The organism is Phenylobacterium sp., from assembly GCF_035539035.1.
In the GTDB taxonomy this organism is placed as follows: domain Bacteria; phylum Pseudomonadota; class Alphaproteobacteria; order Caulobacterales; family Caulobacteraceae; genus Phenylobacterium.
Window position 1 is genome coordinate 169,380 of sequence record NZ_DATLJI010000014.1, and the last position, 25,087, is coordinate 194,466.

Consider the following 25,087-nt stretch of genomic DNA (forward strand, 5'->3'; position numbering starts at 1 on the left):
CCGTGAAATCGGTGAAATCCATGGTTTGAAGGATTGCGCCTGCGGCGCGGGGATGGGGGTCATGCGCTCACCTTGCGCACGTAGCGGTGGGGGACGAACGGGGTCTTCACGACCTCGGCCTTTTGGGGCTTGCCGCGGACGATGACCTGCAGCTGCGTGCCCGGCTCCGAATGGGAGGGCGGCACGAAGCCGAGCGCGATGCCGTAGCGCAGGACGGGCGAGAAGCCGCCGGAGGTGACCTTGCCGATCACCGTCCCGCCCTCGTCCGCGATCTCGGCGCCTTCGCGGGCCGGCGCGCCCTCGGTGACCTTCAGGCCGACGCGGACGCGGGCCGGGCCCTCGGCCAGCTCCCTGGCGATACGCGCGGCGCCGGGGAAGTCGCGGGCGTCGCGGCGCTTCTTGGAGACGGCGAAGGCGAGGTCCCCCTCGATCGGGCTGACGGTCTCGTCGAGGTCGTGGCCATAGAGCGGCAGGCCGGCCTCGAGGCGCAGGGAGTCGCGGGCGCCCAGGCCGATCGGCTTCACGTGCTCGTCAGCCAGGAGCTGGTTCCAGACCGAGACGGCGGCGTAGGCGGGGACGGAGATCTCGTAGCCGTCCTCGCCGGTGTAGCCGGAGCGCGAGACGATCAGGTCGACGCCGAAGCCGTGCAGCAGGCGGGCGTCCATGAAGACCATGGCCGCGGCCTCGGGCACGTGGCGCTTGAGCACGTCCTGGGCCTTGGGGCCCTGAAGCGCGATCAGCGCCCGGTCCTCCAGCCGCTCGATGGTCACCTGCGGGGCGAGCTCGTCGTCGATGACGTGGAAGTCGTTGTCCTTGCAGGCGCCGTTGACCACCACGAAGAGGCCGTCGTCGCCGGAGCCGTCGGGCGCCACGGGGCGGGCGGCCATCAGGTCGTCGATGATCCCGCCCTTGCGGTTCAGCAGGACCGAGTAGCGCTGCTTGCCGGCCTTCAGGCCGATGAAGTCGGAAGGGGTGACCTCCTCGAAGGCCGAGAGCGGCGAGACACCACGCAGGCGCGCCTGGCCCATGTGGGAGACGTCGAACAGGCCCGCGTGCTCCCGGCACCAGAGGTGCTCCTTCAGAACGCCTTCGGGGTACTGCACGGGCATGGAGTAGCCGGCGAACTCGACCATCCTGGCGCCCAGGGCCACGTGCGCCTCGGTGAGCGGGGTGGTCTTGAGGACCTTCTCGGCGGGCATGTCTGACACGTGAGGCGACTCCGGCTGACGACCATGCAGTCCGCCGCGGCCCTGCGGCCCCGGCATCCTGCGCCCCCGCTGTCCTTGGGCCTGAGAGATTTCGGGCGCTCGCGCCCTTGCTCCTTCGGCGAGCGCCCGGAAACCGGACGCTACTTTCCAGCGTGCATCAGCCCGTCGCGGTCCTTTTGCCTGAGCGTTTCCGGGGCGGTTGCGCCTTCGGCTCCGGACGAATCCGGTCTCTCCCGCGAGAGTTGGCCGACCGTGTAGCGGCGGGACGTCGGGAGTCAATGCGCGACTGCGGCGCAGCTCCGCCGGGGCGCCTAGGCAGGTGAAGATCGCCCGGGCGCGACCCTGTGGGTCGCCGTGGCCCGCTCCCGGCGGGTCAGGAGTCCTCGCCCAGGCGGCGCTCGCGGCGGTCGGCGAGCTCGCGCCACTTGGCGGCGGCCCGTTCGTGGGCGGCGCGGACGTGGGGCAGGGCCGCCTCGGCGGCGAGCAGCAGGGCCTCCCGCTCCCTCTGCCTCAGTTCGGAGACGCGGGCCTGCGAGGCGCGTGCGGACGGTGTGGCGGTGTCATCGGAGGCCGGGCGATCCCGGTCCAGCAGGTGTTCGAGCAAGGCATCACCCCAGGAAGTCGTCCCTCGGGCCGAAAACGCAACCTTCAGTGTTGGGTTCCTGACATAGCCCTGTTACTGGAGCCCGGGCCGCGCTCTGCCGGACAGCGGGCGCGGCCTTGATCCGTATCGCCGCTTGTGATGATGCACCGCCTCGCAAGCGACAGCAGGTGAACAAACCGCCCCGGACGTGGGCGGGAACAGTGGCGGACACGCGTCGGTTCAGGCGACCGGACGGGTCCTTCAACAAGGGGGTTGTGGCATGGCGGACGTTCTTCTGGTGGAGGACGAGGCGGAGATCCGCGAGCTCATCGAAGACGCCTTCGAGGACCGCGGGCTCAGGGTCCGGTCCGCCGACAGCGACCAGGCCGCCTATGCGATCCTGGACAAGGAGGCCCGCAGCTTCGACGTCCTCGTCACGGACGTGAACCTGGGCGTCGGCACGACCGGGTTCGACGTGGCGCGGCGGGCGCGCCAACTCCATCCCACCATCCACGTGATCTACATCACCGGCCTGACCGCCCAGCTTTCGCGGTTTGGAGTCCCGGGCGGGGAGATGTTCCCCAAACCCTTCAATCCCGGCGAGCTGGCGGATCGGGTGACCGAGGCGATCGCCCCGGGGAGCCGCGGCGCGCACTGACGGACGCCGGCCGATGGAACGGGCGCCGCTCCCGCTGGTTCAACAGAGATGAAGCCAGACGACCTGCGCCAGGAAGCCGAGGCCGCCGAGCATCTGGCCACCGTCGTCAGCTATGCGCCGGACAAGGCGCGGCTGACCGCCCGCGCCGCGGAGCTGCGGCGGCAGGCCGACGCGCTCGAGGCCCGACCCCCAGGAGCCGGCGGGCCGGCCGGGGTGCGCGACGCCGACGCCAGCGCCTAGTTTCCGCTACATCCGGTCGGGCACCGAGATCCCGAGGACGTCGAGGGCCTGCTCGAGCTGGCGCAGGGTCGCCTGGGCCAGGGTCAGGCGGCTGGCGCGGACGTCGGGCTCGGCGGTCAGGATCGGGCAGGCGGCGTAGAACTTGGAGAAGCTCTGGGCCAGGCGGTAGGCGTGCTCGGCCACGGCGTTGGGCGCGTACCGCTCGTAGGACTCGACCAGGGCCGCGTTGAACGCGTCGAGGGTGAGGACGAGGTCGCGCTCGGCCGGCTCGGCGACGCGCACCGGGCCGGGCGCGGCCTGCTGGTCGCGGGCCTTGGCCAAGAGGCTCTTCACCCGGACGGCCTGGTAGAGGAGGTAGGGGCCGGTCTTGCCCTCGAAGCTGGTGAAGCGGTCGAGGTCGAAGACGTAGGAGGTGCCGCGGAAGTTGGACAGGTCGGCGAATTTCAGGGCGGCCACGGCCACCTTGCCGGCGATGTCCTCGAACTCGGCTTCCGGCAGGTCCTCGCCGAGGCCGGCCTCGTGCAGGCGCTCGCGGGCCTTGTCGCGGGCCATCTCGATCAGGTCGTTGAGCTTCAGGACGCCGCCCTCGCGGGTCTTGAAGGGCTTGCCGTCGGCGCCGTTCATGGTGCCGAAGCCGATGTGCTGCAGTTGGCCCTCGGCGGCGTAGCCGGCCTGGTAGGCGGCGCGGAAGACGATCTCGAAGTGGTCGGCCTGGCGCTGGTCGACGCAGTAGATGACGAGGTCCGGGTCGAAGGTCTGCTTGCGGTCGAGGATGGTGGCGAGGTCGGTCGTGCCGTACATCGCCGAGCCCTCGGAGGAGACCACGAGGAGGGGCGGCAGCTCGCGCTTGTCGCCCTCGCGGGCGACGCGGACGATGCGGGCGCCCTGGTCGTCCACCAGCAGGCCCCTGGCGTGGAGCTCGGCGACCATGGGCTCGATCAGGTGGTCGACGTCGCTCTCGCCCTTCCAGAGGTCGAAGTCGACGCCGAGCGCATGGAAGTCGCGCTCCAGCGCCACCTGAGTGACGTCCCGGAAGCGGCGCCACAGCAGGTAGTGGCCGGGGGCGTGGGCCTGCAGCTCGGCGGTGAGCTTGCGGGCGCGGTCGCGGTAGGCGGGGTCTTCCTTCCCCTTCGCCGCGGCCAGGGGATAGAGGCGGTCGAGGTCGGCGAGCGTGATGCGCTCGAACGCCGGCGGGATCGGCCCCTGCGGGTCCGCGCCCTGCGCGTTGAGCTTCGCGATCAGGGCGGCGATGTCGGCGTGCTCGTCCATGACGGCGCCGATCAGCAGGCCCATCTGGTAACCCCAGTCGCCGAAGTGGGCGTCGCCGACCACCACGTCGCCGCGGAAGCGGTAGATGCGCTTGATCGCCTCGCCGATGATCGAGGCGCGCAGGTGGCCCACGTGCATCGGCTTGGCGACGTTGGGGCCGCCGTAGTCGACGAGCACGCGGCGGGGGGCGGGGACCAGCTCGCCGCCGGCCCGCGGGTCGGCCGCGATCTCGTCGGCGCGGGCGGACAGCGCCGCCTCGGCGACCTTCAGGTTGACGAAGCCGGGGCCCGCCACCTCGACGGCGGCGACCCGCGGGTCGGCGGCGAGACGCTCGGCCACCTCGCCGGCGATCTCGCGCGGATTGCGGCCCACGCGCTTGGCGGCGGCGAGCGCGCCGTTCGACTGGAAGTCGGCGAGGTCCGGCCGGTCGGAGGGGGTGACGCGGCCGAGTTCGGGAGGCAGGCCAAGCGCGGCGAAGGCGGCTTCCACCGCCCCGCTGAGCCCCGTCTTGAGGTCGGTCATTGCGGCGGCGTGGTCGTCCCGGCGGCCGCCTGGGCCGCGCCGGCGTTCAGGCGGAAGCGCTTGCCGTCACGGTTGAAGGCGGCCATCTGCGGCGTCACCTCGAAGCCCACCAGGATCTCGAAGTTGGACCCCGAGGTGGTGAGCGCCGCGCGCGGGATGGTGATCTCGTTGATCTTCTCGGTGACGTAGACGCGGTCCTTGCCGGACGGGAAGTTGACCGGCAGGTCGAAGGTCTCCTTCGCCAGCACCGAGCGGTTGCGGTCGGTGACGGCGACCCAGTAGCGGTAGGTCTTCTGGTTGCCCGTCGCCTGCGGGCCTTTGCCCAGCTCGAACAGGACTTCCATGGCCACCTTGATCGGCTCGTCGTCCTTGTACTGGCAGCCGGCCGAGATGCCCTGGATCTCGCCGGAGAAGCCGACGTTGGCGGAGGCCTCGCGGTCGTCCTTGAACTCCACGTAGCGGGCGGCGTCGTAGAGGGTCTTCACGAACGGGCAGGGGCCGGCGTTGCGCAGCGCCGGCAGGGGCGACTGGTTGTTGCCCCACTCCGAGTCGCGCTTGCGCTTCTTGGCCGCGTCGTCGCGCTGCTGCTGCTCGGGATCCTGGCGGCGGCCCTGGGCGTCGGCGGACGGCGGGACGGCGGTGACGGCCGCGGCGATGGCGGCGGCGACGAGGAACAGGCGGCGCATGGCGATAGGGCGTCCAGGACTCATTGCGGGCGCGACGGCGGCCCGCGGTTCGGGGCCTAAGTACAGCCTCAGGAATGCGGCGGCAACGCGGCTGGCGGCGGCGGGCGCGAGCCCTTAAGTTCCGCGCCATGTCGACCCGCCCGCAGCTCACCGTCCTCCTGGCCACCCCGCGCGGATTCTGCGCGGGGGTCGACCGGGCGATCCAGATCGTCGAGCGGGCGATCGGGAAGTACGGCGCGCCGGTCTACGTCCGCCACGAGATCGTCCACAACCGCCACGTCGTGGAGCGGCTGAAGGCGCTGGGCGCGGTGTTCGTGGAGGAGCTGGAGGAATGCCCCCCGGACCGGCCGGTGGTGTTCTCCGCCCACGGGGTGCCCAAGGCCGTGCCGGCCGAGGCGAAGGCGCGGAAGATGCTCTACCTCGACGCCACCTGCCCGCTGGTTTCGAAGGTGCACGTGGAGGCCCAGCGGCACCATGACGCGGGCCGCGAGATCGTGCTGATCGGCCACGCCGGCCACCCGGAGGTGGTGGGCACCATGGGCCAGCTGCCCGAAGGCGCGGTGGCGCTGATCGAGACGGTGGAGGACGCCCAGGTCTTCGCGCCCAGAGACCCGGCCAACGTCGCCTTCGTCACCCAGACGACCCTGTCGGTGGACGACACCGCCGAGATCGTGGCGGCGCTGCGGGCCAGGTTCCCGGGCATAGCCGCGCCACACAAGGAAGACATCTGCTACGCCACGACGAACCGCCAGGAGGCGGTGAAGACGATCGCGGCGAGGTCCGACGTCCTGCTGGTGCTGGGCAGCCGCAACTCCTCGAACTCCGTCCGGCTGGCCGAGGTCGGCCGCAGGGCGGGCGCGGCGGCCTACCTCATCGACGACGCCTCGGGCCTCGATTTCGGCTGGCTGGAGGGCGCGCGCACCGTGGGCGTCACCGCCGGGGCGAGCGCGCCCGAGGTGCTGGTCCAGGGCCTGATCGATCGCCTGGCCGAGGTGTTCGACATCACCCTCGACGAGGTCGAGGCGGCCCGCGAGACGGTGACCTTCAAGCTGCCGCGGGTGCTGGCCAGCCAGAGCTAGCCGGAAGCGCCCCTAGTCCGGCGGATAGATCGTGGAGCCCACCACGCGGTGGGCGCGGTCGTGGACCAGGACGCGGGCGGCCTGGCCCGAGCGGGCAAGCGTGCGGGCGAGCGCGTGAGCCTGGGCCTCGGCCCGGCCGCCGGAGGCGAAGACCAGCGGCTCCACAGCGCCGGCGGCGTCGACGAGCCAGCCGTCTCCGGCCGGGCGCACATGCAGACGGATAGCGTCCATGGCGAGTTCTCCTCGATGGCTTGCGTGTTGCTTGTTCGCGTGGCGGCCGGCGGCGCGGGAGTGTGTCCCGGCGTGCGCCGCCGGCTCACCAGGGAGATGGGCGCCAGGGCCGCCGCGACAAGGGCGGCGGGGACACCTTTTACGCCTCGGCGGCGGGCTCGAGGCGCTGGAGGCTCTTGGTGTAGCGCTTCAGGAAGGCGCGGCCGCGGGCGTGGGGATCCTCCAGCCAGACTTCCTGGGTGGTGGCGCACAGGACCCCGTCCTGCGACGGCTCGAGGTGCAGGGTTCCGCCGACCTCGACGCCGAGCACCTGGCGGGCTTCTTCCGTGAGGACCACGGCGACCTGGTCGCCGATCTTCTCGACCTTCAGCGCAATCATCGGGCTCCTCCGTCAGGAGAGTTGGAATTCTAGCACGATCTGGCGTCTTGACCGACTCCGCGCGGTCCCGCACTCCGCACGGATCATGGCGGTCTACACGGACATAACGGACGAGGAGCTGGCCAAGCTTCTCGCCGATTTCGACCTCGGCGCCCCGCTAAGCCTGAAGGGCGTGGCGGAGGGCGTGGAGAACTCCAACTTCCTTCTTGAGACCGAGGCCGGCCGCTTCTTCCTCACGATCTACGAGAAGCGGGTGAAGGCGGACGAGCTGCCGTTCTTCCTGGGCCTGATGCGCTGGCTGGCCGAGCACGGCTATCCGAGCGCCACGCCGATCGCCGACCGGACGGGCGAGATGCTGAAGACCGTGCGCGGCAAGCCCTGCGCCATCGTCTCCTTCCTGTCGGGCCTGTCCGTGCGCCGGCCGACCGTCGCCCAATGCCGCGAGGCCGGCCGGGGCCTGGCCGAGCTGCACCTGGCGGTGGCGGGCTTCCCGATGCGCCGGGAGAACGACCTGGGCCAGGCCGCCTGGGCGCCGATGTTCGCGAACCTCCACGCCGAGGCCGAGGGCTTCAAGCCCGGGCTCGCGAAGGTGATCGACGCCGACCTCGCAATGCTGGACGCCCGCTGGCCGAAGGGGCTGCCGCAGGGCGTGATCCACGCCGACTTCTTCCCGGACAACGTGTTCTTCAAGGCGGGTGAGTTCGCAGGCGCCATCGACTTCTACTTCGCCGCGAACGACGCCTTCGCCTACGACGTGGCCATCGCGCTGAACGCCTGGTGCTTCGAGCCCGATGGCAGCTTCAACATCACCGCGGCGCGCGCGATGGTGGCCGGCTACGAGAGCCGCCGGCCGCTCTCGGGCGCCGAGCGCGACGCCCTGCCGGTGCTGGCCCACGGGGCGGCCATGCGCTTCTTCCTGACGCGGCTGCACGACTGGCACGCCACGCCCGCCGGCGCCCTCGTCAAGCCCAAGGACCCCATGGAGTACGAGCGCAAGCTGGCGGTCCACCGGTCCTCGCCGGACCTGGTGCTGTTCGGGGCGCCGGCCGCGCCATGACGCCGAAGGTGATCATCCACACCGACGGGGCCTGCTCGGGCAACCCCGGCCCGGGCGGCTGGGGCGCCATCCTGCAGTACGGCGACACCGAGCGGGAGCTGAAGGGCGGCGAGCTCGCCACCACCAACAACCGCATGGAGCTGATGGCGGCGATCCAGGCGCTGGAGGCCTTGAAGAAGCCCTGCAAGGTGGAGCTGCACACCGACAGCCAGTACGTCCAGAAGGGCATCCACGAGTGGATCCACGGCTGGAAGAAGCGCGGCTGGCTGACCGCTGACAAGAAGCCGGTGAAGAACGACGACCTCTGGAAACGCCTCGACGCCGCCCGCCAGCGCCACGACGTCGACTGGCGCTGGGTGAAGGGCCACAACGGCCACGAGCTCAACGAGCGGGCGGACGCGCTGGCGCGCGCGGGGCTCAAGGAGCGGCTGGAGCAGGGGTAGGGGCCGAGGCTCCCAGCCCGGTCGGGCCGGGGGCCTGGATCAGCGCTCGGGCCCGCAACGCCCGCCATGCTCCCCAAGCCGGGCGCTACGCCCCCGGCGCGGCGGACCACAGCCTGCGGAAGACGCCGCGGTAGTCCGGCTCCAGGTGGCTGGCCGGCTGATCGAAGACCATGGTGGCGCGGGTCGCGGCGTCGTACGGGGTCCAGCGCGGCAGCTTTCCGGTGTTCGGGTCCCCCGTGGCGGCCAGGGCCACGATCGCCGAGGACAGCTCGTCGGCCAGCCGCGCGCTCGTCGGGTTCGGGCCCTGGAGCGCGCCACGCACCTCGCGCGAACTGGGCCCGACGTCGACACCGTGCGTGGCGCCATAGCGGCCGCCCCAGGCCGGGCTCGGCGCCTTCCAGAGGTAGACATAGGCCGGCGCGGCGCCCAGCGCGGCCTTCCGCTCGGCCATGGCGAAGCTCGCGCCGCGGCCCTGGTCGCTGATGATCCGCGACTGGATCAGGTAGGGGGACGCCGCGGGGTCCTCCTGGCGGTAGAGGTCGAGCACCTCGGCGGCGCGGCCGCCCACCCGGCCGGCGAGCATCCTGGTGACGCCCTCCCAGGTCTCATCGAAGTTCCGCTGCCGGTAGGTGCGCTCGTCCAGGGTCGTGGAGATGATCATCGGCACGTCGCCGCTGATGGCCGGGGCGTCGGGGTCGAAGGGGTGCCGGGGCATCGCCACGCCGTCCAGCACCGGCGTGAAGGCGTTCGGGGCCTCGCCGCGCGCGCGCTGCGAGGCCTCCATGTCGGCCTGCGCCGAAAGCAGGTCGTAGAACGGCATGGCCTGCAGCTTGCGGATGTCGCCGCCGGACAGGTTCACGCCCTTCAGGAAGGCGTCCGCCGTGGCCTTCGCGCGTTCGCGCGGCGCGACCCGCAGCATCGCGCCGCTCATCTGCACCGCCCGGTGGAACAGCCCGTTCGCCGAGGGCATCGCCATCAACCCGCTGACCTTGGCCCCGCCGCCCGACTGGCCGATGATCAGCACGCGGCCAGGATCGCCGCCGAAGGCCTCGATGTTGCGGTTCACCCAGCGCAGCGCGGCCGACAGGTCCAGCATCCCGGCCATGCCGCTCTGCGCGAACTCGCCCGGCGCCCCGCTGTCGGCCACGTGAAGGAAGCCGAAGGCGGACAGGCGGTGGTTCACGCTCACCACCACGCAGTCGCCGTGCCGCGCCTGCATCTCGCCGTCCATGCCGGGGGAGTTGCTGGACCCGCCGTAGAAGCCGCCGCCGTGGAAGCGCACGATCACCGGCTTCCTCGCCGACCGCGACAGCTCGGGCGTCCAGACGTTCAGGTTCAGGCAGTCCTCGCCCATCCCGCCCGGCTGGTAGTCGAGGAAGATCAGATTCGCGTAGTCCGACCGCCGGTCGCCCGGCATCTGCGGACAGACGTTCCCGTAGTCCAGCGCGTCGCGGACGCCGGCCCACTTCTTCACCGGCTGCGGCGGCAGAAAGCGGTGCCGGCCGGAGGTGTCGGCGCCGTAGGGCACGCCCTTGAAGACCTTGACCCCCCCGGAGACCAGGCCGCGGAGCCTGCCGTCGGTCGTCTCGACGATCGGGAAGATGTCGCTCGTCGCGGCGCGCGCGACCCCCGCCATGAAGAACGAAGCCCCGGCGGCGGCCAGCACCGCGCGCCGGCTGGCGTTTGACGTCGTCATCTTCGGGCTCCTAGCTGCCGCCGCGCACGGCGGGGAAGCGCCCCATCAGCAGGCGCTCTTCGCGGAAGGGATCGTTCGCCAGCTTCGGCGGCGCGTCGAACAGCATCACCGGCCGGGTCGCGGCGTCGTAGGTCGGCCACCGGGGAATGCCGGAATGGTTCGGATCGCCGTTCCGCGCGAAGGCCAGCCAGGCGTCGGCCATGGCGTCCGTCATGAGCTTGGTCTCGGCGCTCTCCGGCCCGGTGAGGTGCGGCGCGCGGGCGACGTTGTCGAACATGAAGGGCAGGTCGATGGTGTGCTCAGAGAAGCGACGGCCCCCCTGCACCGGCGAGCGCCAGGTGACCTGGTAGACCCAGGTGGGATTGGCCGCGCCGTTCAGCGCGTGGCGCTGCTCGGCCATCACCGTGGCGTTGGTGATGTAGGCCCGCCACGAGGCGATCTTGAAGTAGATCTCCGCCGTCGAGCCAGACGGCGTCGAGGCCTTGAACACCCGCACCGCCTCGTCGACCGCCTCGGGCGGAATCGTGTTCGCCAGCCGCGTCTTCAGCGCCGCTTCGTCCATGGCGAAGATCGACGGGTCCCGGCCCAGCTGGTTCGACAGCTCGGTCTGCGTCGTACCCAGCATCAGCGGGACCTTCGCGGTGTGCTTCGGCGCATTGGGCAGCCAGGGATCGGCCTTGAACGAGACGCCGTCGATCACCGGCTCGAACCGGTAGCCGGCCTGGGCGATCACCTCGCGCTGCTTGGCCCCCAGCAGGTCCTGCGGGACGGCCTGCAGCCGGCGTGCTTCCGCCGGCGCGATCTCGAGCTTCCTCAGCAGCGCGTCGGTCAGGGCGCGGGCCTGCTCGGGCGTGTGGACCCGCAGGTGGGAGCCGGATTGCACGATCCCCTTGTGGAAGAGGCCGTCGGCCTCCGCGCCTGCGAAGCAGACGCTGACCTTCCGGCCGCCGCCCGACTGGCCGTAGATGGTCACATTGCCCGGGTCGCCGCCGAACTGGGCGATGTTCGCCCGGACCCAGCCCATGGCCGCCACGAGGTCGAGGTAGCCGACGTTCCCGGATTGCACGAACTCCGGGCCCAGGAGGTCCGAGAGATCACAGAAGCCGAAGACGTTGAGGCGGTGGTTGATCGTCACGACCACCACGTCGCCGCGCTTGGCCATGTTGGTCCCGTCGTAGAGCCCGCTCGACCCCGTGCCGGCCTCGAACCCGCCGCCGTGAAACCACAGCATCACCGGGCGCCTGCGCGTCCCGCCGGTCTCCGGCGTCCACACATTGACCCGCAGGCAGTCCTCGCTGATCGGCCCTGGGACGGTCAGGATGGTGCGCGGCTGGGGCGCCTGGTCGCCGAATTCGAAGGCGTCGCGGACCCCGGCGAACTTCCCGGCTGGCCTGGGGGGCATGAAGCGGCCGTCGCCGGAGGTGTCCGCTCCGTAGCGCATGCCCCTGAAGACCTGGACGCCGTTCTCGAGCCGGCCGCGGTAGCGACCCTCGGTGGTCTCCACGACCGCGCCGCCCGCCCCCTGGGCCCCGGCCGCGCCCGCCGCCAGCAGGCCGACACCCCCGCCGATCAGGCCGCGGCGCGATATTCCCCAGTCCAGCATTCCCCGCTCCCCCGCGTCGCTCGGGCGGCGCGCCTTGCTTGGCTATGGGAAGAATTCGTACCGGATATTCGAATATTCGCAAGGCCGGCGAAGGCGCCGCCAAGGCTCCGTTCAGGCGCGGTTCAAGGGGCGAGGCGCAGAGGTGGCGCATGCTCCAGCGTGTCGACACCGAAACCCTGCGGGCGGCCGCCCGGCGGGACCTCGCCGCCGTCCTCGAGGGGGTGGAGGCCCAGATCGCCCAGGCCCTCTCCCGTTGGCCGGAAGCCTCGGCCGGGGATCGCGGGGCGGCGATCGCCCGCTTCGGAGCCGGAGCCGGCGGCAAGCTGGTCCAGGTGCCCGGCCGGGCGCCGAAGCGGAGCTGGACGGGCGCCGCGGCGGGACGGTCCGAGGGGCGGCGGATCTATGCGGTGGGCGACGTCCACGGCTGCTACGACCTGCTGATCGGCCTGCTCGCCCGACTGGGCGAGGACGCCGCCGACGGTCCGGCGCCGACCCTGATCCTGCTGGGCGACTATGTGGACCGCGGGCCGGACAGCGCCCGGGTTCTGGAGGCGCTCTGCCTGCTCAAGGCTCGCGCGCCCTTCGGGGTCTGCATGCTGAAGGGCAACCACGAGGAGGCGCTGCTGACGTTCCTGGACGCGCCGGCCGACGGCGCGCCGTGGATCGCGTTCGGCGGAGCCGCGACGCTTCTCTCCTACGGGGTGGAGCCGCCCACGCCGGCGAGCCCGTCGCAGGCCTATGTGGCCGCCCGTGACGAGCTGCTGCGGCGGATGCCGGCCTCGCACCTGCGCCTGCTCCAGACCCTCGACCTGATGGCGCTGGTCGGGGACTACGCCTTCGTCCATGCCGGAGTGGCGCCCGGAGAGCCGCTGCGCCGGCAGAGCGCGCGCGACCTCCTGTGGATCCGCCGCGAGTTCCTCGAGGCCCGGGGTCCGTTCGAGAAGGTGATCGTCCATGGCCACACCTGGGAGGACGACAGGCCGGTGGTGACGCCCGCGCGCATCGGCCTCGACACCGGCGCCTACGAAACCGGCGTGCTCGGCGCGATGCGCTTCGAGGACGCGAGCCGCGCCTGGCTGCAGGTCCGCGATCCGGAGCGCCCCCGCTGGCTGCGGCCGGGCGCTCCGCGGCCGTGGACGCCCGTGGCGGAGCCGCTGGACTTCACCCGCGCGGGATGAGCCCGGCGGCCGGCGCATTCCGCGCGGGGCAAACCTTGACCGGCGTTACGCGACTTCCCACCTGCGGTGGGAAGCTGGAGCTTGAGGAGGGACCGCATGCCGCCGGAACGGGAAGAGCGCCTGGACGTGCAGGTCTTCGACGAGATCCGCTCCATCGAGCACCTGGTGCGCGCGACCATCTCGCGGCTGCTGCCGGTCGGGCTGACCTATGCGCAGTGGGAGGTGCTGAAGCTGCTGGCGCGGCGGGCGGACGGGGCCTCGCCGGGCGAGATCGCCGAGGCGCTGCACGCGCCCAGCGGCGGGCTCACCGGCGCCCTGCAGCGGCTGTGGGCGCGCAAGCTGGTGGAGGTGGAGCACGGCCCCGCCGAGGGCGGCCGCAAGCGGGTCTGGCTGACGCCCGGCGGCCGCGAGGTCTACGCCCAGGCCATGGCCGGCCTGAAGCCGGAGATCGAGATGCTGCGCGAGGGCTTCACCGAGAAGGAGTTCCGCGACGCCCTGCCGTTCCTGCGGGCCCTGCGCGCCTGGCTGTCGGAGAAGGACCCGCTGCCGGCGTGAGGGGCTAGAGCCCCTGGACCTTCGCGAGGTTGGTCTTCGGGATCGGGGAGCGGAAGGGGCCGGCGGCCTTCGCCTTATCGGAGGCGAGGTCGGCCCAGGCGCGGGCGAAGGCGAGCGGGGTGCCGGCGGCGTCCGCGATGCGGGTGAGGCGCACGGCGCGGGCCGCCAGCGCGGCCACCAGCGGGGCGTAGGGCGCGAGGTCCTCGTCGGCGGGGGGCTCGCCGCCGAACAGCGGGGCCAGGCGCGCCGCGTCGGCGGCGTCAACATGCAGCAAGGCCTCGCCCGCGGGCAGGTCCTTCAGCGCCTCGGCGAAGCCGGCCAGGGCCATGCGGACGGGCGTGGTGCGGCGCTCGCCGCCGGCCGCGCCGGTGATGTCGGCTCCGACGGCGCGCACGAAGGCCCAGCCGCCGTTCAGGAAGGCCCTGTGGTGGGCGGCGGCGAGCCAGAGGCGGTGGGGCGCGGACATGGCGCCGCGGGTAGCATCTCGCGCGGCCGCTTGGAAACTTCGGTCTGGTTCCCCAGATGGAGGGCTAGTTCCGGAGGTCCCTGATGACCGAAGCCCTACACGTGGTCTGCCCCCATTGCGATGGGACGAACCGCCTGCCCGCCGACCGGCTGGGCCAGGCGGCCAAGTGCGGACGCTGCAAGCAGGCCCTGTTCACCGGCCAGCCGGTGGCGCTCGACGCCGCGCGGTTCGACAAGCACCTGGCCAGGAGCGACCTGCCGCTGATCGTCGACTTCTGGGCCGAGTGGTGCGGCCCCTGCCGGGCCATGGCGCCGGTCTTCGAGCGGGCGGCCCAGGCGCTGGAGCCGCGCGCCCGGTTCATTAAGATCGACGTGGACGCCAATCCCGACCTCGCCCGGCGGTTCGGCATCCAGGGCATCCCCGCGCTGTTCGCCTTCCAGGGCGGCAAGGTGGCGGCCCGCCAGTCGGGCATGGCCAAGGTCGAGCAGCTGCAGGGCTGGGTCGACCGCTTCGCGCCGAGGCTCGCGGCGTAGGGCGCGCATCCGGGCCGTTGCTTTCCCCGCGGGCGCCGTCGGACAATGGCAGGCGAGCAGGGGAGTGAGGCGTTGCGGGACGGACTTGAAGATACGGCGGCGATCCCGGAGCATCCGCGGCCGAAGCTGACCTATCCGTTCGAGCAGGGGCCCAAGCCCGGCGAGGCCATCGACGTGGCGCCGGGGGTCAAGTGGCTGCGCATGCCGCTGGGCGGGGCGCTGGCCTTCATCAACGTCTGGGCGATCGCCGACCGAACGGCCGACGGGCGCGAGGGTTGGGCGATCGTCGACACCGGCATCTCCACGCCGGAGACCGCGCAGGCCTGGCGCACGGCGTTCGCCGGCGCTCTGGGCGGGCGGCCGGTGACGCGGGTGTTCGTCACCCACATGCACCCCGACCACATCGGCATGGCCGGCTGGATCACGCGCAAGTTCCAGTGCCGGCTGTGGATCACCCGGCTCGAGTTCCTGATGTGCCGCTCGCTGGCCGCTGACACCGGCCGCGAGGCGCCGGCCGATGCGCTGAGCTTCTACCGGGCGGCCGGCTGGGACGACGACGCCATCGAGACCTACCGAGCGCGGTTCGGCGGCTTCGGGCGCGGGCTGCATGCGCTGCCGGACTCGTTCCAGCGGCTGACCGACGGCGACGAGATCCGGATCGGCGACCACGTCTGGCGGGTGGTGGTGGGCTCCGGCCACAGCCCCGAGCACGCCTGCCTGTGGTGCCCCGAACTCAAGCTGATGATCTCGGGCGACCAGGTGCTGCCGAAGATCTCCTCCAACGTGGCGGTGTTCCCGACCGAGCCGGAGGGGGACCCGCTGTCGGACTGGATGGAGTCCCTGAAGCGGATCAAGGGCCGGGTGCCTGACGACGTCCTGGTGCTGCCGGCGCACAACGACCCGTTCCACGGTCTGCACGCGCGGATCGACCATCTGGTGGGCGGCCACGAGCGCGGGCTCACGCGGCTGCGCCAGACGCTCGCCGAGCCGAAGCGGGCGGTGGACGTGTTCCACGTGCTGTTCCGCCGCAACATCGACGGCGGCCTGCTGGGCCTGGCCACCGGCGAGAGCCTGGCGCACCTCAACTGGCTGCTGGCCCGCGGCCAGGCGGTGCGCGAGCGCGACGCCCAGGGGGTGGACTGGTACCGGGCCGCGTAGGGGACGGCGTCACTGCCCTTCTCCCCTTGTTGGAGAAGGAAAGAGGTGACTCGCGCGACGCCAGTTGGAGGCGCTAAGCTTGACGGCGTAAGCTCATGGAGGAGGTCGGGCGATGACCGGGCACGTGGTTTCGGAGACGTCGGGCGGGGTGCTGACCCTGACGCTCAACCGGCCGGAGAAGAAGAACGCGCTGACGCGGGCCATGTACCAGGCGCTGGCCGACGGTATCGACGCGGCGGACGCGGATCCGTCGGTGCGCTGCGTGCTGATCCAGGCCGAGGGCGACATGTTCACCGCCGGCAACGACCTCGGCGACTTCGCGGCGGTGAACCGCGGCGACCCGTCGGCCAACGAGGCGCGGGAGGGCGGCAACCCGCTGCTGAACGCGCTGGAGCGGGCGAAGACGCCGCTCGTGGCGGCGGTGAACGGTCGGGCGGTCGGCGTGGGCACCACCATGCTGCTGCACTGCGACCTAGTGTTCGTGGCCGAGGACGCGCTGCTGACCACCCCGTTCGTGAACCTGGCGCTGGTGCCGGAGGCGGCGTCCTCGATGCTGCTGCCGGCGCGGATCGGGCACGCGCGGGCGTTCGCCATGTTCGTGCTCGGCGAGGCGGTGGACGCGAGGAAAGCCGTCGACTGGGGGATCGCCAATGCGGTGGTCCCGGCCGGCGAGCTGCGGGCCAGGGCGCGGGCGGCGGCCGACGCCGTGGCGGCCCGCGCGCCGGCCTCGGTGGCGGCCACCAAGGCGCTGATGCGCCGCGAGCCGGAGCCGATCAAGGCCCGCTACAAGGAGGAGGGCCGGCTGTTCGCCGCCCAGCTGAAGTCGCCGGAGGCCGCCGAGGCCTTCGCCGCCTTCGCCGAGAAGCGGCCGCCGGACTTCTCCAAGACCCGGGAGCCCGCGTGATGTCGCTGCAGGGCAAGACGCTCTTCGTCACCGGGGCGAGCCGCGGGATCGGCCTGGCCATCGCGCTGCGGGCCGCGCGCGACGGCGCCAACGTCACGGTCGCGGCCAAGACCGCCGAGCCGCACAAGCACCTGCCGGGGACCATCTACACCGCCGCCGAGGAGATCGAGGGGGCGGGCGGCCAGGCCCTGCCGCTGGTGGTCGACGTGCGCGACGAGGCCAGCGTCCAGGCGGCGGTGGACGCCACGGTGGACCGGTTCGGCGGCATCGACATCTGCGTGAACAACGCCTCGGCGATCCAGCTGACCGGCACCCTGGGCACGGAGATGAAGCGCTACGACCTGATGCACCAGATCAATGCGCGCGGGACCTACCTCACCTCCAAGGCCTGCATCCCGCACCTGAAGCGCAGCCCCAATCCGCACGTGCTGATGCTGTCGCCGCCGCTGGACATGAGCCCCCGGTGGTTCGCGCCGCACGTGGCCTACACCATGGCCAAGTTCGGCATGAGCATGTGCGTGCTGGGCATGGCCGAGGAGTTCCGGAGCGACGGGATCGCGTTCAACGCGCTGTGGCCCCGCACCGGCATCGCCACGGCGGCGATCCGGTTCGCACTCGCGGGCGACGAGGGCATGCGCCGCTGCCGCACGCCGGAGATCATGGCGGACGCCGCCTATGCGGTGTTCAACAAGCCGTCGCGGAGCTTCACCGGCAACTTCCTGATCGACGACACCTTCCTCTACGGCGAAGGCGAGCGGGATTTCGACAAGTACCGGGTGGATCCGACCGAGCCGCTGATGCCCGACTTCTTCGTGCCCGAGGACAGCGTGCCGCCGCCCGGCGTGAAGATCGGCGTGGACGCGTAAGGATGAGCGTGAACGTCCGCGTGGCCACCCCGGCCGACGCCCCGCTGATCCTGCAGTTCATCCGCGACCTGGCGGAGTACGAGCGGCTGCTGCACGAGGTGGAGGCCACCGAGGCCGACATCCGCCGCGACCTGTTCGGCGAGAACCCCCGGGCCTTCTGCGACATCGCCGAGCACCAGGGCCAGCCGGTGGGCTTCGCGCTGTGGTTCTACAACTACTCCACCTTCCGCGGGCGGGCGGGGATCTACCTGGAGGACCTGTTCGTGGAGCCCTCGGCGCGTGGCGTCGGGGCCGGCAAGGCGCTGCTGCGCAGGCTGGCGCAGCGCTGCGTGGAGGCCGACCTCGGCCGGCTGGAGTGGGCGGTGCTGAACTGGAACGCGCCCTCGATCGCCTTCTACGACAGCCTCGGCGCGGGGGCGATGACCGAGTGGACGGTCCGCAGGCTCGACGGGGAGGCGCTCTTCCGCCTGGCGGCGGAGGGCGAAGCGGTGGCGTGAGCGCCCCGCCGAAGACGGTGCTCCACGCCTCCCCGGAGGAGGCCGAGGCGATCCGCGGGGCGGTGCGCGAAGCCGACCTCTCGGGCCTCGGACCCGGACGGGCGGTGGCGGAGCTGAAGCACGTGCCGGGGCTGGTGGCCCTGCTCGCCGACCCGGCGGTGTCGGACTGGATCTACGACCTGCCCAGGCCGATCACGGCGGAGAGCGTCACCCGCTGGGTGGCGGAGAACCAGGCCAGGCGGCTGGCCGGCGAGGCCCTGCTGCTGGTCACCCTGGACGAGGCGGGCGATGTCTCGGGCTATTCCCACATCGCCGTCTGGCCCGAGCGGTCGTCGGCGGAGCTGGCGGGCGCGATCCGCGCGGACCTGCAGAACCGCGGGCAGGGCGGAGCCGGGATGGCGCGCAGCTTCGGCTGGATCTTCGAGCACCTGGGCGTGCGGCTGATGTGCCTGACGGCGGCGCTGGACAATGTCCGCTCGCAGAAGGGCATCGACGCGGCCGGCTTCCGCCGCATGGGCGAGCGCGACGTGACGCGGCCCGACGGCACGATCCGGCGCAGCGTCTACTGGGAGCTGACCCGCGACGACTGGGAGCGGCTGCACAGGCTGTGAGGCGTCTTCCCTCCCCTTCATGGGGAGGGACAGCTCGCGAAGCGAGCCGGGTGGGGAAGCGCCGGCCAGGCGCCGTCACCGGCCGGAAGGGCGTCCCTCCGGCCGGCGCTGAGACTGATCGTGACTTCCCCACCCGGCGGGGCTTCGCCCCGTCCGCCCTCCCCATGAAGGGGAGGGAGGGGCGGGGCGCCTAGGCCGGCTGGGCCTGCTTGGGCTGGGCGGACGGGGGCGCCCGGTTCAGGTCGTAGAACTTGGGCGCCATCTTCGGCACGGCCTCGCTGAGGATGGTCTGCACCGTCCATTCCTCGCCCTCCGGCTTCGAGCAGGTCTCGATGGGCCGGGGCTGGGAGTAGAGGATGATGTTCTCGCCCGAGACGCCGAAGATCTGGCCGGTGACGTGCTTGGCCGCGTCGGAGACCAGGGCCACCGAGAAGCGGGCCGGCTGGTCGGGGCGGATCTTCTCGGCCATCACCTTGCGGCGCTCGGCGGCGGCCTCGTCCTTGATCGGCACCGACTGGGTCATGCGGGTCCAGGCGACCGGGGCGATGCAGTTGGAGCGGACGTTGTTGCGCGCGCCTTCCATGGCGATGATCCGGGAGAGGCCGGCGATGCCCATCTTGGCCGCGCCGTAATTGGCCTGGCCGATGTTGCCGAACAGCCCCGAGGTCGAGGTGTAGAACATGTAGGCGCCGTCGTTCTGCTCGCGGAACAGCTCGATGGTGGCGCGGGCCACGTTGAACGAGCCGCGCATGTGGACGTCGATGACCCGGTCCCAGTCGTCCTCGCTCATCTTGTGGAACATCACGTCGCGCAGGATGCCGGCCGGGTTGATGACGGCGTGGAGGCCGCCGAAGGTGTCGCGGGCCTGTTCGACCATGCCCTGCACGGCCCTCATGCTGGTGACGCTGTCGGAGTTGGAGACCGCCTCGCCGCCCATGGCGCGGATCTCCTGGGCCACCTGCTCGGCCGGCCCCGCGGAGCCCTCGTCCTCGCCCTTCAGGCCGCCGCCCAGATCGTTGACCACGACCTTGGCGCCCTCGCGCGCCGCGATGAGCGCACAATCGCGCCCGATGCCGTTCCCGCCGCCCGTGACGAGGACGACCTTCCCATCCAAAACACCCATGAGTGCAATCTCCCTAATGAATGGGGAGAGACGCTATTCGAGGCGATCGGCCTTCCGCAAGGCGGGAAACAGCCAGGCCCAGAGCACGGTGACGCCCATGGCGCCGACCCCGCCGAAGATGGCGGCGCCGATCGGGCCCAGCAGGCGGGCCACCACGCCGCTCTCGAACTCGCCGAGCTCGTTGGAGGCGCCGATGAAGACCGAGGAGACCGCCGCCACCCGTCCGCGCATGGGGTCTGGGGTGACGAGCTGCACGAGCGTCTGGCGGACGTAGACGCTGAGCATGTCGGCGCCGCCGAGGACGGCCAGCGCCGCCACCGACAGCCACAGCGCCTTGGAGAGGCCGAAGACCACCGTGGCGGCGCCGAACACGAAGACGCCAGCGAACATAAAGACGCCGGCCTTGGCCCGGATCGGGTTGGCGGCGAGCCACAGGGCGACGCAGGTGGCCCCCACGGCGGGCGCGGCGCGCAGGATGCCGAAGCCCTCGGCGCCCACGTGCAGCACGTCGCGCGCGAAGACCGGCAGCAGCGCGGTGGCCCCGCCCAGCAGCACGGCGAAGAGGTCGAGGGAGATGGCCCCGAAGACGATCTTCTGGCGCCAGACGTAGGCCAGGCCTTCCTTCATCAGCCGCCAGCGGGACCCGGGCTGGACCTCGGGCTTGGCGTTCTTCGCGATCAACGTCACCGAAAGCGCGGTCACCAGATAGAGGACGAAGGTGGTGAAGTAGGCGTGGGCCGGGGAGATGGCCACGAGGATGCCGCCGGCGGCGGGGCCGGCGATGGAGGCGGTCTGCCAGGCCAGCGAATTCCAGGCGATGGCCCGGGGCAGCAGGGCGCGGGGCACCAGCATGGGGCCGAGCGCGGTGTTGGCCGGGGCGAAGAAGGCGCGGCTGGCGCCGAAGAGCGCCGCGACGCCCAACAGGAGGGGCACGGAGGCCTGGCCGCGGAAGGTGGCGATGGCCAGGGTGAGGACGCTGATCACCTCGCCGGTGAGGCAGAGCAGCAGCACCTTCTTGCGGTCGTAGCGGTCGGCGGTCTCGCCGGCGGGCAGGGTGAGCAGCAGCACGGGGACGAAGGCGGCCAGGCCGATCATGCCGACCAGGAAGGCGCTCTCCTCCACCGAGCGGGTGGCGCGGGCCAGCGCATACATGTGCCAGCCCATGGCCACGCTCTGGATCTGGGCGGCGAAGCTGCCGGTCCAGCGGGAGGCCCAGAAGAAGAGGTAATCCCGTTCCCGCAGCAGGGCGCGGGCGGAGGGGACGGAGTCCTGCGGGGGCTCGGGCGGCATGGGTCCGGGACCCTGCCTTGCGCCGCAGCTACTCGCAATGCCGTTGACGCGTGGGGCCCCCGGCCCTATGTGCGCGGCTCCGACAAGGGCCAGGAAAGTCCCGACCCATGCGACTGCGACGAACGCTCGGCGCCTGAGGCGCTCTGAACTCTCCCGCGGGACTGCGCGTTGCAGCGCTCCCGCGGCGTCGTCGCTCTTTCCGCAAGGTCGCAGCCGTCCCATGTCCGTCGAGTTCTGCCCGCCGCCGCCGTCGCTCATCCTGAAGCCCGAGCAACTGGCTGATTCCGATCGCATCGAAGCCCTGCTGGACCGCGCCTTCGGGCCGGGACGGTTCGTGAAGTCGTCCGAGCGCGTGCGCGAGATCGCCGAGTTCGCCCCGGAGCTGTCGTTCTGCGCCTGGGACGCGGGCGAGCTGATGGGCGTGGTTCGCATGTGGCGGGTCCGCGTCGGCGGCCAGCCGGTGGTGTTCCTGGGGCCGCTGGCCGTGGAGCAGGACCAGCGCAGCGCCGGGCTGGGCGGCCGGCTGGTGGCCCGCGCCTGCCAGGCCGCGGACGCCGCCGGCGAGGCCTTCGTCGTGCTTGTGGGCGACGCGCCGTATTTCGAGCGGTTTGGCTTCTCGGCGGAGCTGGCGGCGGACGTGCGCCTGCCCGGTCCGGTCGACCAGCGCCGGGTGCTGGCCCGCCGGCTGAAGGGCGACGGGCCCGCGCCGGCCGGCGCGTTCTCGCCGCTCTGAGCCCATTCCTTTCCCGCGAAGCCGGAGCGGGAGAGAGCGTCGCTTGAGGCGAGGCGGCCGCAGCCCTACCTTGCAGGCATGGCGGATGTTCAGGACAGGAAGGCGCTCGACCGTGTGGTCGAGGCGGCCGGCGGGGCGCAGGCGCCCGGGCGCGGCCTGCCGCCCGTGCACCTGTGGAACCCGGCGCACACCGGCGAGATCGACATCGTCATCCGCAAGGACGGGAGCTGGGTCCACGAGGGCGGGGTGATCGGGCGCGAGGCGCTGGTGCGCCTGTTCTCCACCATCCTGCGCAAGGACCCGGACGGGATCTTCCTGGTCACGCCCGTGGAGAAGCTGAAGATCGCCGTCGAGGACGCCCCGTTCGTGGCCGTGGCGGTGGACCGCGAGGGCGAGGCGCTGCGGTTCACGACGAACGTTGGCGACACCATCGAGGCGGGGCCGGAGAACCCGATCCGCGTCGAGACCGGCGCCGACGGCGAGCCCCGGCCCTATGTGCACGTGCGCCGGGGGCTGGAGGCGCTGATCGCGCGGCCGGTGTTCTACGAGCTCGCCGAGATGGCGGAGGAACGGGACGGGGTGCTCGGCGTCGCCTCCAACGGCGCCTGGTTCCCGATCGGGCCGGCCCAGTGAACGCCACGTCCTCCCTGCACGACCTCCGCGCCTGGATCGCCCGCCACCTCGACCCGCTGGAGGCGGGCGCGCCGGCCGACGGCGTCATGCGCTCGGACTTCGATCTCAATCCGGAGCGGCCGCAGCCTGACCAGCCGCTGACCCCGGCCGCGGTGCTGGTGGGGCTGGTGGAGCGCGAGCACGGGCTGTCGGTCCTCCTGACGCGGCGCTCGGACACCCTTCGCCGCCACACCGGCCAGATCGCCCTGCCGGGCGGCCGGCAAGACCCGGGCGAGACGCCGTGGCAGACGGCGCTGCGCGAGGCGGAGGAGGAGATCGGCCTGCATCCGAGCTTCGTCTCCGTGGCCGGGCTGTCGACGCCCTACCGGACCGGGACCGGCTACCTGATCACGCCCGTCGTCGGCTTCGTGGCGCACGGCTTTTCGCTGACCCCGAACCCCGACGAGGTGGCCGACATCTTCGAGACGCCGTTCGGCTTCCTCATGGACCCCGGCAACCACGAGGAGCACGAGCGCGAGCTGCCGACCGGCGAGCGGCGCAGGTTCTACGCCATGACCCACGAGAACCGGTTCATCTGGGGCGCCACGGCGGGCATGCTGCGGGCGCTCTACGACCGGCTCTACGGCGCCGCCGTTGCTTAGGATCGTGCTCATCCGGGGCGCCCTGGTGGCGCTTCCCTTCGTGGTCTGGTTCGTCTGGGCCGCCTGGGCGCGGCGCAACGGGCGCGAGATGGGCGCGACGCCCTGGGCCTGGCTCTTGGCGGCCGGCGCGGTGCTGTTCGGCCTCAGCTTGCTCGCGACGCCGCTGTTCCATAGGGACAACCGCGGCGAGGTCTATGTGCCCGGCGAGGTCACCACCGATGGCCGCGTCAGCCCAGGCCACTACGAGAAACAGGTCCCGGCCCCCCGATGAGCGAGACGATCGGACAGCGTCCCTGGATGACCAAGCCGCAGACCGTGGCGGTGATGGACGCGCTGGAGGCGGCCGGCGGCGCCGACAGCGCGCGCTTCGTCGGCGGCTGCGTGCGCAACGCGGTGATCGGCAGGCCGATCAACGACGTGGACATCGCCACGACCCTGACGCCGGACCAGGTGACGGCGGCGCTGCAGGCGGCGGGGATCCGCGCGGTCCCGACCGGGGTGGAGCACGGCACGGTGACGGCGGTGGCCGACCACCAGCCGTTCGAGGTGACGACACTGCGCCGCGACGTGGAGACCGACGGGCGGCGCGCGGTGGTGGCCTTCACCACCGACTGGATGGAGGACGCGATGCGCCGCGACTTCACCCTGAACTCGCTCTACGCCCGCCGCGACGGGACGATCTTCGACCCCACCGGACACGGGGTGGCCGACGCCAAGGCCGGCCGCATCGTGTTCGTCGGCGAGGCCGAGCAGCGGCTGCGCGAGGACCACCTGCGCTCGCTGCGGTTCTTCCGGTTCCTGGCCTGGTACGGCAAGGGCGAGCCGGACGCGGCGGCGCTTTCAGCGATCACGGCGCTAAAGGACCAGGTGGGCAAGCTGGCGGCCGAGCGCATCTCGGCCGAGCTCCTGAAGCTGCTGGGGGCGGACGACCCGCGCGCGGCGGTGCGGCTGATGGCGCAGACCGGCGTGCTGGGCGTGGTGATCCCCGGCGAGGTGAACCTCGCGCGCCTGGACGGCCTGGTGGCGATCGAGACCGAGCAGCTCTTCGAGACCGACGCGGTGCTGCGGCTGGCGGCCCTGCTGCCCGACGACCAGATCGCGGCGGGCAAGCTCGCCGAGCGGCTGCGGCTCTCCAACGCCGAGCGCGACCGGATCGTGGCGGCGCTGTCGCCCACGCCCGTGTTCAAGAGCTGGATGAGCCCGCGTGAGATCCGGCGCGCGGTCTACCGCCTGGGCGCCCAGGCCTTCCGCGACCGGGCCAAGCTCGCCTGGGCCGCCTCGAACCGCACGGCGGTGACGCCGCAGTGGCGGGGCATGATCGCGCTGGGTGAGGGCTGGAGCCCGCCGGCCTTCCCGCTGACCGGCGAGGACGTGATCAAGGCCGGCGCGCCCAAGGGGCCGGTGGTCGGCCAGGTGCTGCGAGAGGTGGAGGAGTGGTGGATCGACCACGACTTCATCGACGACCCGATGAGCGCGGTGGAGAAGCTGAAGTCGGTGGTCCAGGGGATGGTCTATTGAGGATCGGCATCCTGAAGACCGGCCGGCCGCCGAAGCCGGCGATCGAGCGCTTCGGGACCTACCCGGACATGTTCGCCCGGCTGCTGGGGCCGGAGTACGAGTACCGGACCTTCGCCGTCGACGAGGGCGTGCTGCCGGCCGACCCCGCCCAATGCGACGCCTACATCGTCACCGGCTCGGCCGCCGGGGTGTACGATCCGGAGCCGTGGATCGCGGACGCCAAGGCCTGGCTCCAGGCGGCGCGGGGGCGCACGGCCCTGGTCGGCGTCTGCTTCGGCCACCAGCTGATGGCCGAGGCGTTCGGCGGCAAGGTGATCAAGTCGCCGAAGGGCTGGGGCGTGGGCGAGCACGAGTACGAGGTGCTGAAGCCCAGGCCGTGGATGGACCACACCCAGGCCATCCGCCTGCCGGCCTCGCACCAGGACCAGGTCGTGGAGCTGCCGCCGGGGGCGGAGATCTTCGCGGCCAGCGAGTTCACGCCGATGGGGGCGCTGGACTACGGGGACCGGGCGATCTCCATCCAGCTGCATCCGGAGTTCGAGCCCGAGTACGCCGTGGCGCTGATCGAGCACCGGCGGGGCGACCGCTACACGCCCGAGCAGGCGGACGCGGCGATCCACACCTACGGCCGGCCGGACGACCGGGCGCGCGTGGGCGGCTGGATCCGAAATTTCCTAGGGACGGCAACGGCCTAGCCGCGTTCCGGGTTTAGGGCTCCGTGGCGCAG

At 72.0% G+C, this 25,087-nt stretch carries 30 protein-coding genes and 1 riboswitch; of the genes, 19 read left to right on the forward strand and 11 right to left on the reverse strand.

The genetic code is table 11. From position 1 onward, the window contains the following. Positions 1-59: 59 nt before the first annotated feature. Positions 60-1,199, reverse strand: coding sequence for a glycine cleavage system aminomethyltransferase GcvT (gene gcvT, locus VM685_RS10400; RefSeq protein ID WP_325460375.1), 1,140 nt, complete (start codon positions 1,197-1,199; stop codon positions 60-62). Positions 1,200-1,366: 167 nt separating this feature from the next. Next, positions 1,367-1,454: riboswitch (glycine riboswitch) on the reverse strand. A 127-nt stretch (positions 1,455-1,581) separates the two neighbouring features. After that, positions 1,582-1,812: a hypothetical protein gene (locus VM685_RS10405; RefSeq protein WP_325460079.1), complete on the reverse strand. Its 231-nt coding sequence runs from the start codon at positions 1,810-1,812 to the stop codon at positions 1,582-1,584. A 259-nt stretch (positions 1,813-2,071) separates the two neighbouring features. Here VM685_RS10405 and VM685_RS10410 point away from each other — a divergent pair, with 259 nt between their 5' ends. Both VM685_RS10410 and VM685_RS10415 read left to right on the forward strand, forming a co-directional pair. Beyond that, a complete protein-coding gene (locus VM685_RS10410; RefSeq protein ID WP_325460080.1) occupies positions 2,072-2,449 on the forward strand; it encodes a response regulator in 378 nt (125 codons plus the stop codon). Positions 2,450-2,497: 48 nt separating this feature from the next. After that, positions 2,498-2,689, forward strand: coding sequence for a hypothetical protein (locus VM685_RS10415; protein WP_325460081.1), 192 nt, complete (start codon positions 2,498-2,500; stop codon positions 2,687-2,689). A 6-nt stretch (positions 2,690-2,695) separates the two neighbouring features. Here VM685_RS10415 and argS read toward each other — a convergent pair whose 3' ends face one another. Together argS and VM685_RS10425 are read right to left on the reverse strand one after the other, a co-directional pair. Next, the gene (argS, locus tag VM685_RS10420) at positions 2,696-4,480 is read right to left on the reverse strand and encodes an arginine--tRNA ligase (protein ID WP_325460082.1); all 1,785 of its coding nucleotides are present in this window, start codon (positions 4,478-4,480) and stop codon (positions 2,696-2,698) included. After that, complete coding sequence (locus VM685_RS10425; RefSeq protein WP_325460083.1) at positions 4,477-5,166, reverse strand: Tat pathway signal sequence domain protein; 690 nt, start codon at positions 5,164-5,166, stop codon at positions 4,477-4,479. The genes argS and VM685_RS10425 overlap by 4 nt, the downstream gene beginning before the upstream one ends. A 128-nt stretch (positions 5,167-5,294) precedes the next feature. Here VM685_RS10425 and ispH point away from each other — a divergent pair, with 128 nt between their 5' ends. After that, positions 5,295-6,245: a 4-hydroxy-3-methylbut-2-enyl diphosphate reductase gene (gene ispH / locus VM685_RS10430; protein WP_325460084.1), complete on the forward strand. Its 951-nt coding sequence runs from the start codon at positions 5,295-5,297 to the stop codon at positions 6,243-6,245. Positions 6,246-6,257: 12 nt separating this feature from the next. On the opposite strand, the gene VM685_RS10435 is transcribed toward ispH, so the two are convergent. Both VM685_RS10435 and VM685_RS10440 read right to left on the reverse strand, forming a co-directional pair. Beyond that, positions 6,258-6,476 carry a hypothetical protein gene (locus tag VM685_RS10435; RefSeq protein WP_325460085.1) on the reverse strand — a complete coding sequence of 73 codons (219 nt, stop codon included), beginning with the start codon at positions 6,474-6,476 and terminating at the stop codon, positions 6,258-6,260. A gap of 139 nt (positions 6,477-6,615) precedes the next feature. Further along, positions 6,616-6,855, reverse strand: a complete 240-nt coding sequence (locus VM685_RS10440; RefSeq protein ID WP_325460086.1) for a hypothetical protein — start codon at positions 6,853-6,855, stop codon at positions 6,616-6,618. 85 nt (positions 6,856-6,940) lie between these two features. Here VM685_RS10440 and thrB point away from each other — a divergent pair, with 85 nt between their 5' ends. Together thrB and rnhA are read left to right on the forward strand one after the other, a co-directional pair. After that, positions 6,941-7,912, forward strand: coding sequence for a homoserine kinase (gene thrB / locus VM685_RS10445; protein ID WP_325460087.1), 972 nt, complete (start codon positions 6,941-6,943; stop codon positions 7,910-7,912). Beyond that, positions 7,909-8,355: a ribonuclease HI gene (gene rnhA, locus VM685_RS10450; protein WP_325460088.1), complete on the forward strand. Its 447-nt coding sequence runs from the start codon at positions 7,909-7,911 to the stop codon at positions 8,353-8,355. Before thrB ends, rnhA begins: the two co-directional genes overlap by 4 nt. An 85-nt stretch (positions 8,356-8,440) precedes the next feature. Here rnhA and VM685_RS10455 read toward each other — a convergent pair whose 3' ends face one another. Both VM685_RS10455 and VM685_RS10460 read right to left on the reverse strand, forming a co-directional pair. After that, the gene (locus VM685_RS10455; RefSeq protein ID WP_325460089.1) at positions 8,441-10,051 is read right to left on the reverse strand and encodes a carboxylesterase/lipase family protein; all 1,611 of its coding nucleotides are present in this window, start codon (positions 10,049-10,051) and stop codon (positions 8,441-8,443) included. Positions 10,052-10,061: 10 nt separating this feature from the next. Further along, the gene (locus VM685_RS10460; protein ID WP_325460090.1) at positions 10,062-11,654 is read right to left on the reverse strand and encodes a carboxylesterase/lipase family protein; all 1,593 of its coding nucleotides are present in this window, start codon (positions 11,652-11,654) and stop codon (positions 10,062-10,064) included. A gap of 149 nt (positions 11,655-11,803) precedes the next feature. On the opposite strand from VM685_RS10460, the gene VM685_RS10465 reads away from it, so the two are divergent. Then, positions 11,804-12,832, forward strand: a complete 1,029-nt coding sequence (locus VM685_RS10465) for a metallophosphoesterase family protein (RefSeq protein ID WP_325460091.1) — start codon at positions 11,804-11,806, stop codon at positions 12,830-12,832. A 96-nt stretch (positions 12,833-12,928) separates the two neighbouring features. Next, positions 12,929-13,387 (forward strand): MarR family winged helix-turn-helix transcriptional regulator, encoded by a 459-nt coding sequence (locus VM685_RS10470; RefSeq protein ID WP_325460092.1) that lies wholly within the window; start codon positions 12,929-12,931, stop codon positions 13,385-13,387. A gap of 4 nt (positions 13,388-13,391) precedes the next feature. Here VM685_RS10470 and VM685_RS10475 read toward each other — a convergent pair whose 3' ends face one another. Next, positions 13,392-13,853, reverse strand: a complete 462-nt coding sequence (locus VM685_RS10475) for a ribonuclease H (RefSeq protein ID WP_325460093.1) — start codon at positions 13,851-13,853, stop codon at positions 13,392-13,394. 83 nt (positions 13,854-13,936) lie between these two features. On the opposite strand from VM685_RS10475, the gene trxC reads away from it, so the two are divergent. From trxC to VM685_RS10505, 6 genes are all read left to right on the forward strand, one after another. Next, positions 13,937-14,386 (forward strand): thioredoxin TrxC, encoded by a 450-nt coding sequence (gene trxC / locus VM685_RS10480; RefSeq protein ID WP_325460094.1) that lies wholly within the window; start codon positions 13,937-13,939, stop codon positions 14,384-14,386. A 72-nt stretch (positions 14,387-14,458) separates the two neighbouring features. Further along, on the forward strand, positions 14,459-15,544 hold the full coding sequence (locus VM685_RS10485) for an MBL fold metallo-hydrolase (protein WP_325460095.1): 1,086 nt from the start codon (positions 14,459-14,461) through the stop codon (positions 15,542-15,544). A 112-nt stretch (positions 15,545-15,656) separates the two neighbouring features. Next, complete coding sequence (locus VM685_RS10490) at positions 15,657-16,448, forward strand: enoyl-CoA hydratase-related protein (RefSeq protein ID WP_325460096.1); 792 nt, start codon at positions 15,657-15,659, stop codon at positions 16,446-16,448. Beyond that, complete coding sequence (locus VM685_RS10495) at positions 16,448-17,314, forward strand: NAD(P)-dependent oxidoreductase (protein ID WP_325460097.1); 867 nt, start codon at positions 16,448-16,450, stop codon at positions 17,312-17,314. The genes VM685_RS10490 and VM685_RS10495 overlap by 1 nt, the downstream gene beginning before the upstream one ends. A gap of 2 nt (positions 17,315-17,316) precedes the next feature. Continuing rightward, the gene (locus tag VM685_RS10500; protein WP_325460098.1) at positions 17,317-17,811 is read left to right on the forward strand and encodes a GNAT family N-acetyltransferase; all 495 of its coding nucleotides are present in this window, start codon (positions 17,317-17,319) and stop codon (positions 17,809-17,811) included. Further along, positions 17,808-18,422 (forward strand): GNAT family protein, encoded by a 615-nt coding sequence (locus tag VM685_RS10505; RefSeq protein ID WP_325460099.1) that lies wholly within the window; start codon positions 17,808-17,810, stop codon positions 18,420-18,422. Before VM685_RS10500 ends, VM685_RS10505 begins: the two co-directional genes overlap by 4 nt. Before the next feature lie 190 nt (positions 18,423-18,612). Here the strand turns inward: VM685_RS10505 and VM685_RS10510 are convergent, their stop codons facing one another. Continuing rightward, complete coding sequence (locus tag VM685_RS10510; RefSeq protein WP_325460100.1) at positions 18,613-19,545, reverse strand: SDR family NAD(P)-dependent oxidoreductase; 933 nt, start codon at positions 19,543-19,545, stop codon at positions 18,613-18,615. Between the two features lie 33 nt (positions 19,546-19,578). Next, a complete protein-coding gene (locus VM685_RS10515) occupies positions 19,579-20,835 on the reverse strand; it encodes an MFS transporter (protein WP_325460101.1) in 1,257 nt (418 codons plus the stop codon). A 220-nt stretch (positions 20,836-21,055) separates the two neighbouring features. Between VM685_RS10515 and VM685_RS10520 the strand changes: the two genes are divergently transcribed. The 6 genes from VM685_RS10520 (at position 21,056) to VM685_RS10545 (ending at position 25,055) form a co-directional block, all read left to right on the forward strand. Continuing rightward, complete coding sequence (locus VM685_RS10520) at positions 21,056-21,568, forward strand: N-acetyltransferase (RefSeq protein ID WP_325460102.1); 513 nt, start codon at positions 21,056-21,058, stop codon at positions 21,566-21,568. Positions 21,569-21,646: 78 nt separating this feature from the next. Next, a complete protein-coding gene (locus tag VM685_RS10525; RefSeq protein ID WP_325460103.1) occupies positions 21,647-22,201 on the forward strand; it encodes a DUF1285 domain-containing protein in 555 nt (184 codons plus the stop codon). Next, positions 22,198-22,842: a CoA pyrophosphatase gene (locus VM685_RS10530; RefSeq protein ID WP_325460104.1), complete on the forward strand. Its 645-nt coding sequence runs from the start codon at positions 22,198-22,200 to the stop codon at positions 22,840-22,842. Before VM685_RS10525 ends, VM685_RS10530 begins: the two co-directional genes overlap by 4 nt. Positions 22,843-22,846: 4 nt before the next feature. After that, entirely contained in the window at positions 22,847-23,113 is a 267-nt protein-coding gene (locus VM685_RS10535; protein ID WP_325460105.1) for a hypothetical protein, read from the forward strand. Next, positions 23,110-24,360 carry a CCA tRNA nucleotidyltransferase gene (locus tag VM685_RS10540; protein WP_325460106.1) on the forward strand — a complete coding sequence of 417 codons (1,251 nt, stop codon included), beginning with the start codon at positions 23,110-23,112 and terminating at the stop codon, positions 24,358-24,360. Before VM685_RS10535 ends, VM685_RS10540 begins: the two co-directional genes overlap by 4 nt. Beyond that, the gene (locus VM685_RS10545) at positions 24,357-25,055 is read left to right on the forward strand and encodes a type 1 glutamine amidotransferase (protein WP_325460107.1); all 699 of its coding nucleotides are present in this window, start codon (positions 24,357-24,359) and stop codon (positions 25,053-25,055) included. Before VM685_RS10540 ends, VM685_RS10545 begins: the two co-directional genes overlap by 4 nt. Positions 25,056-25,087 lie beyond the last annotated feature (32 nt).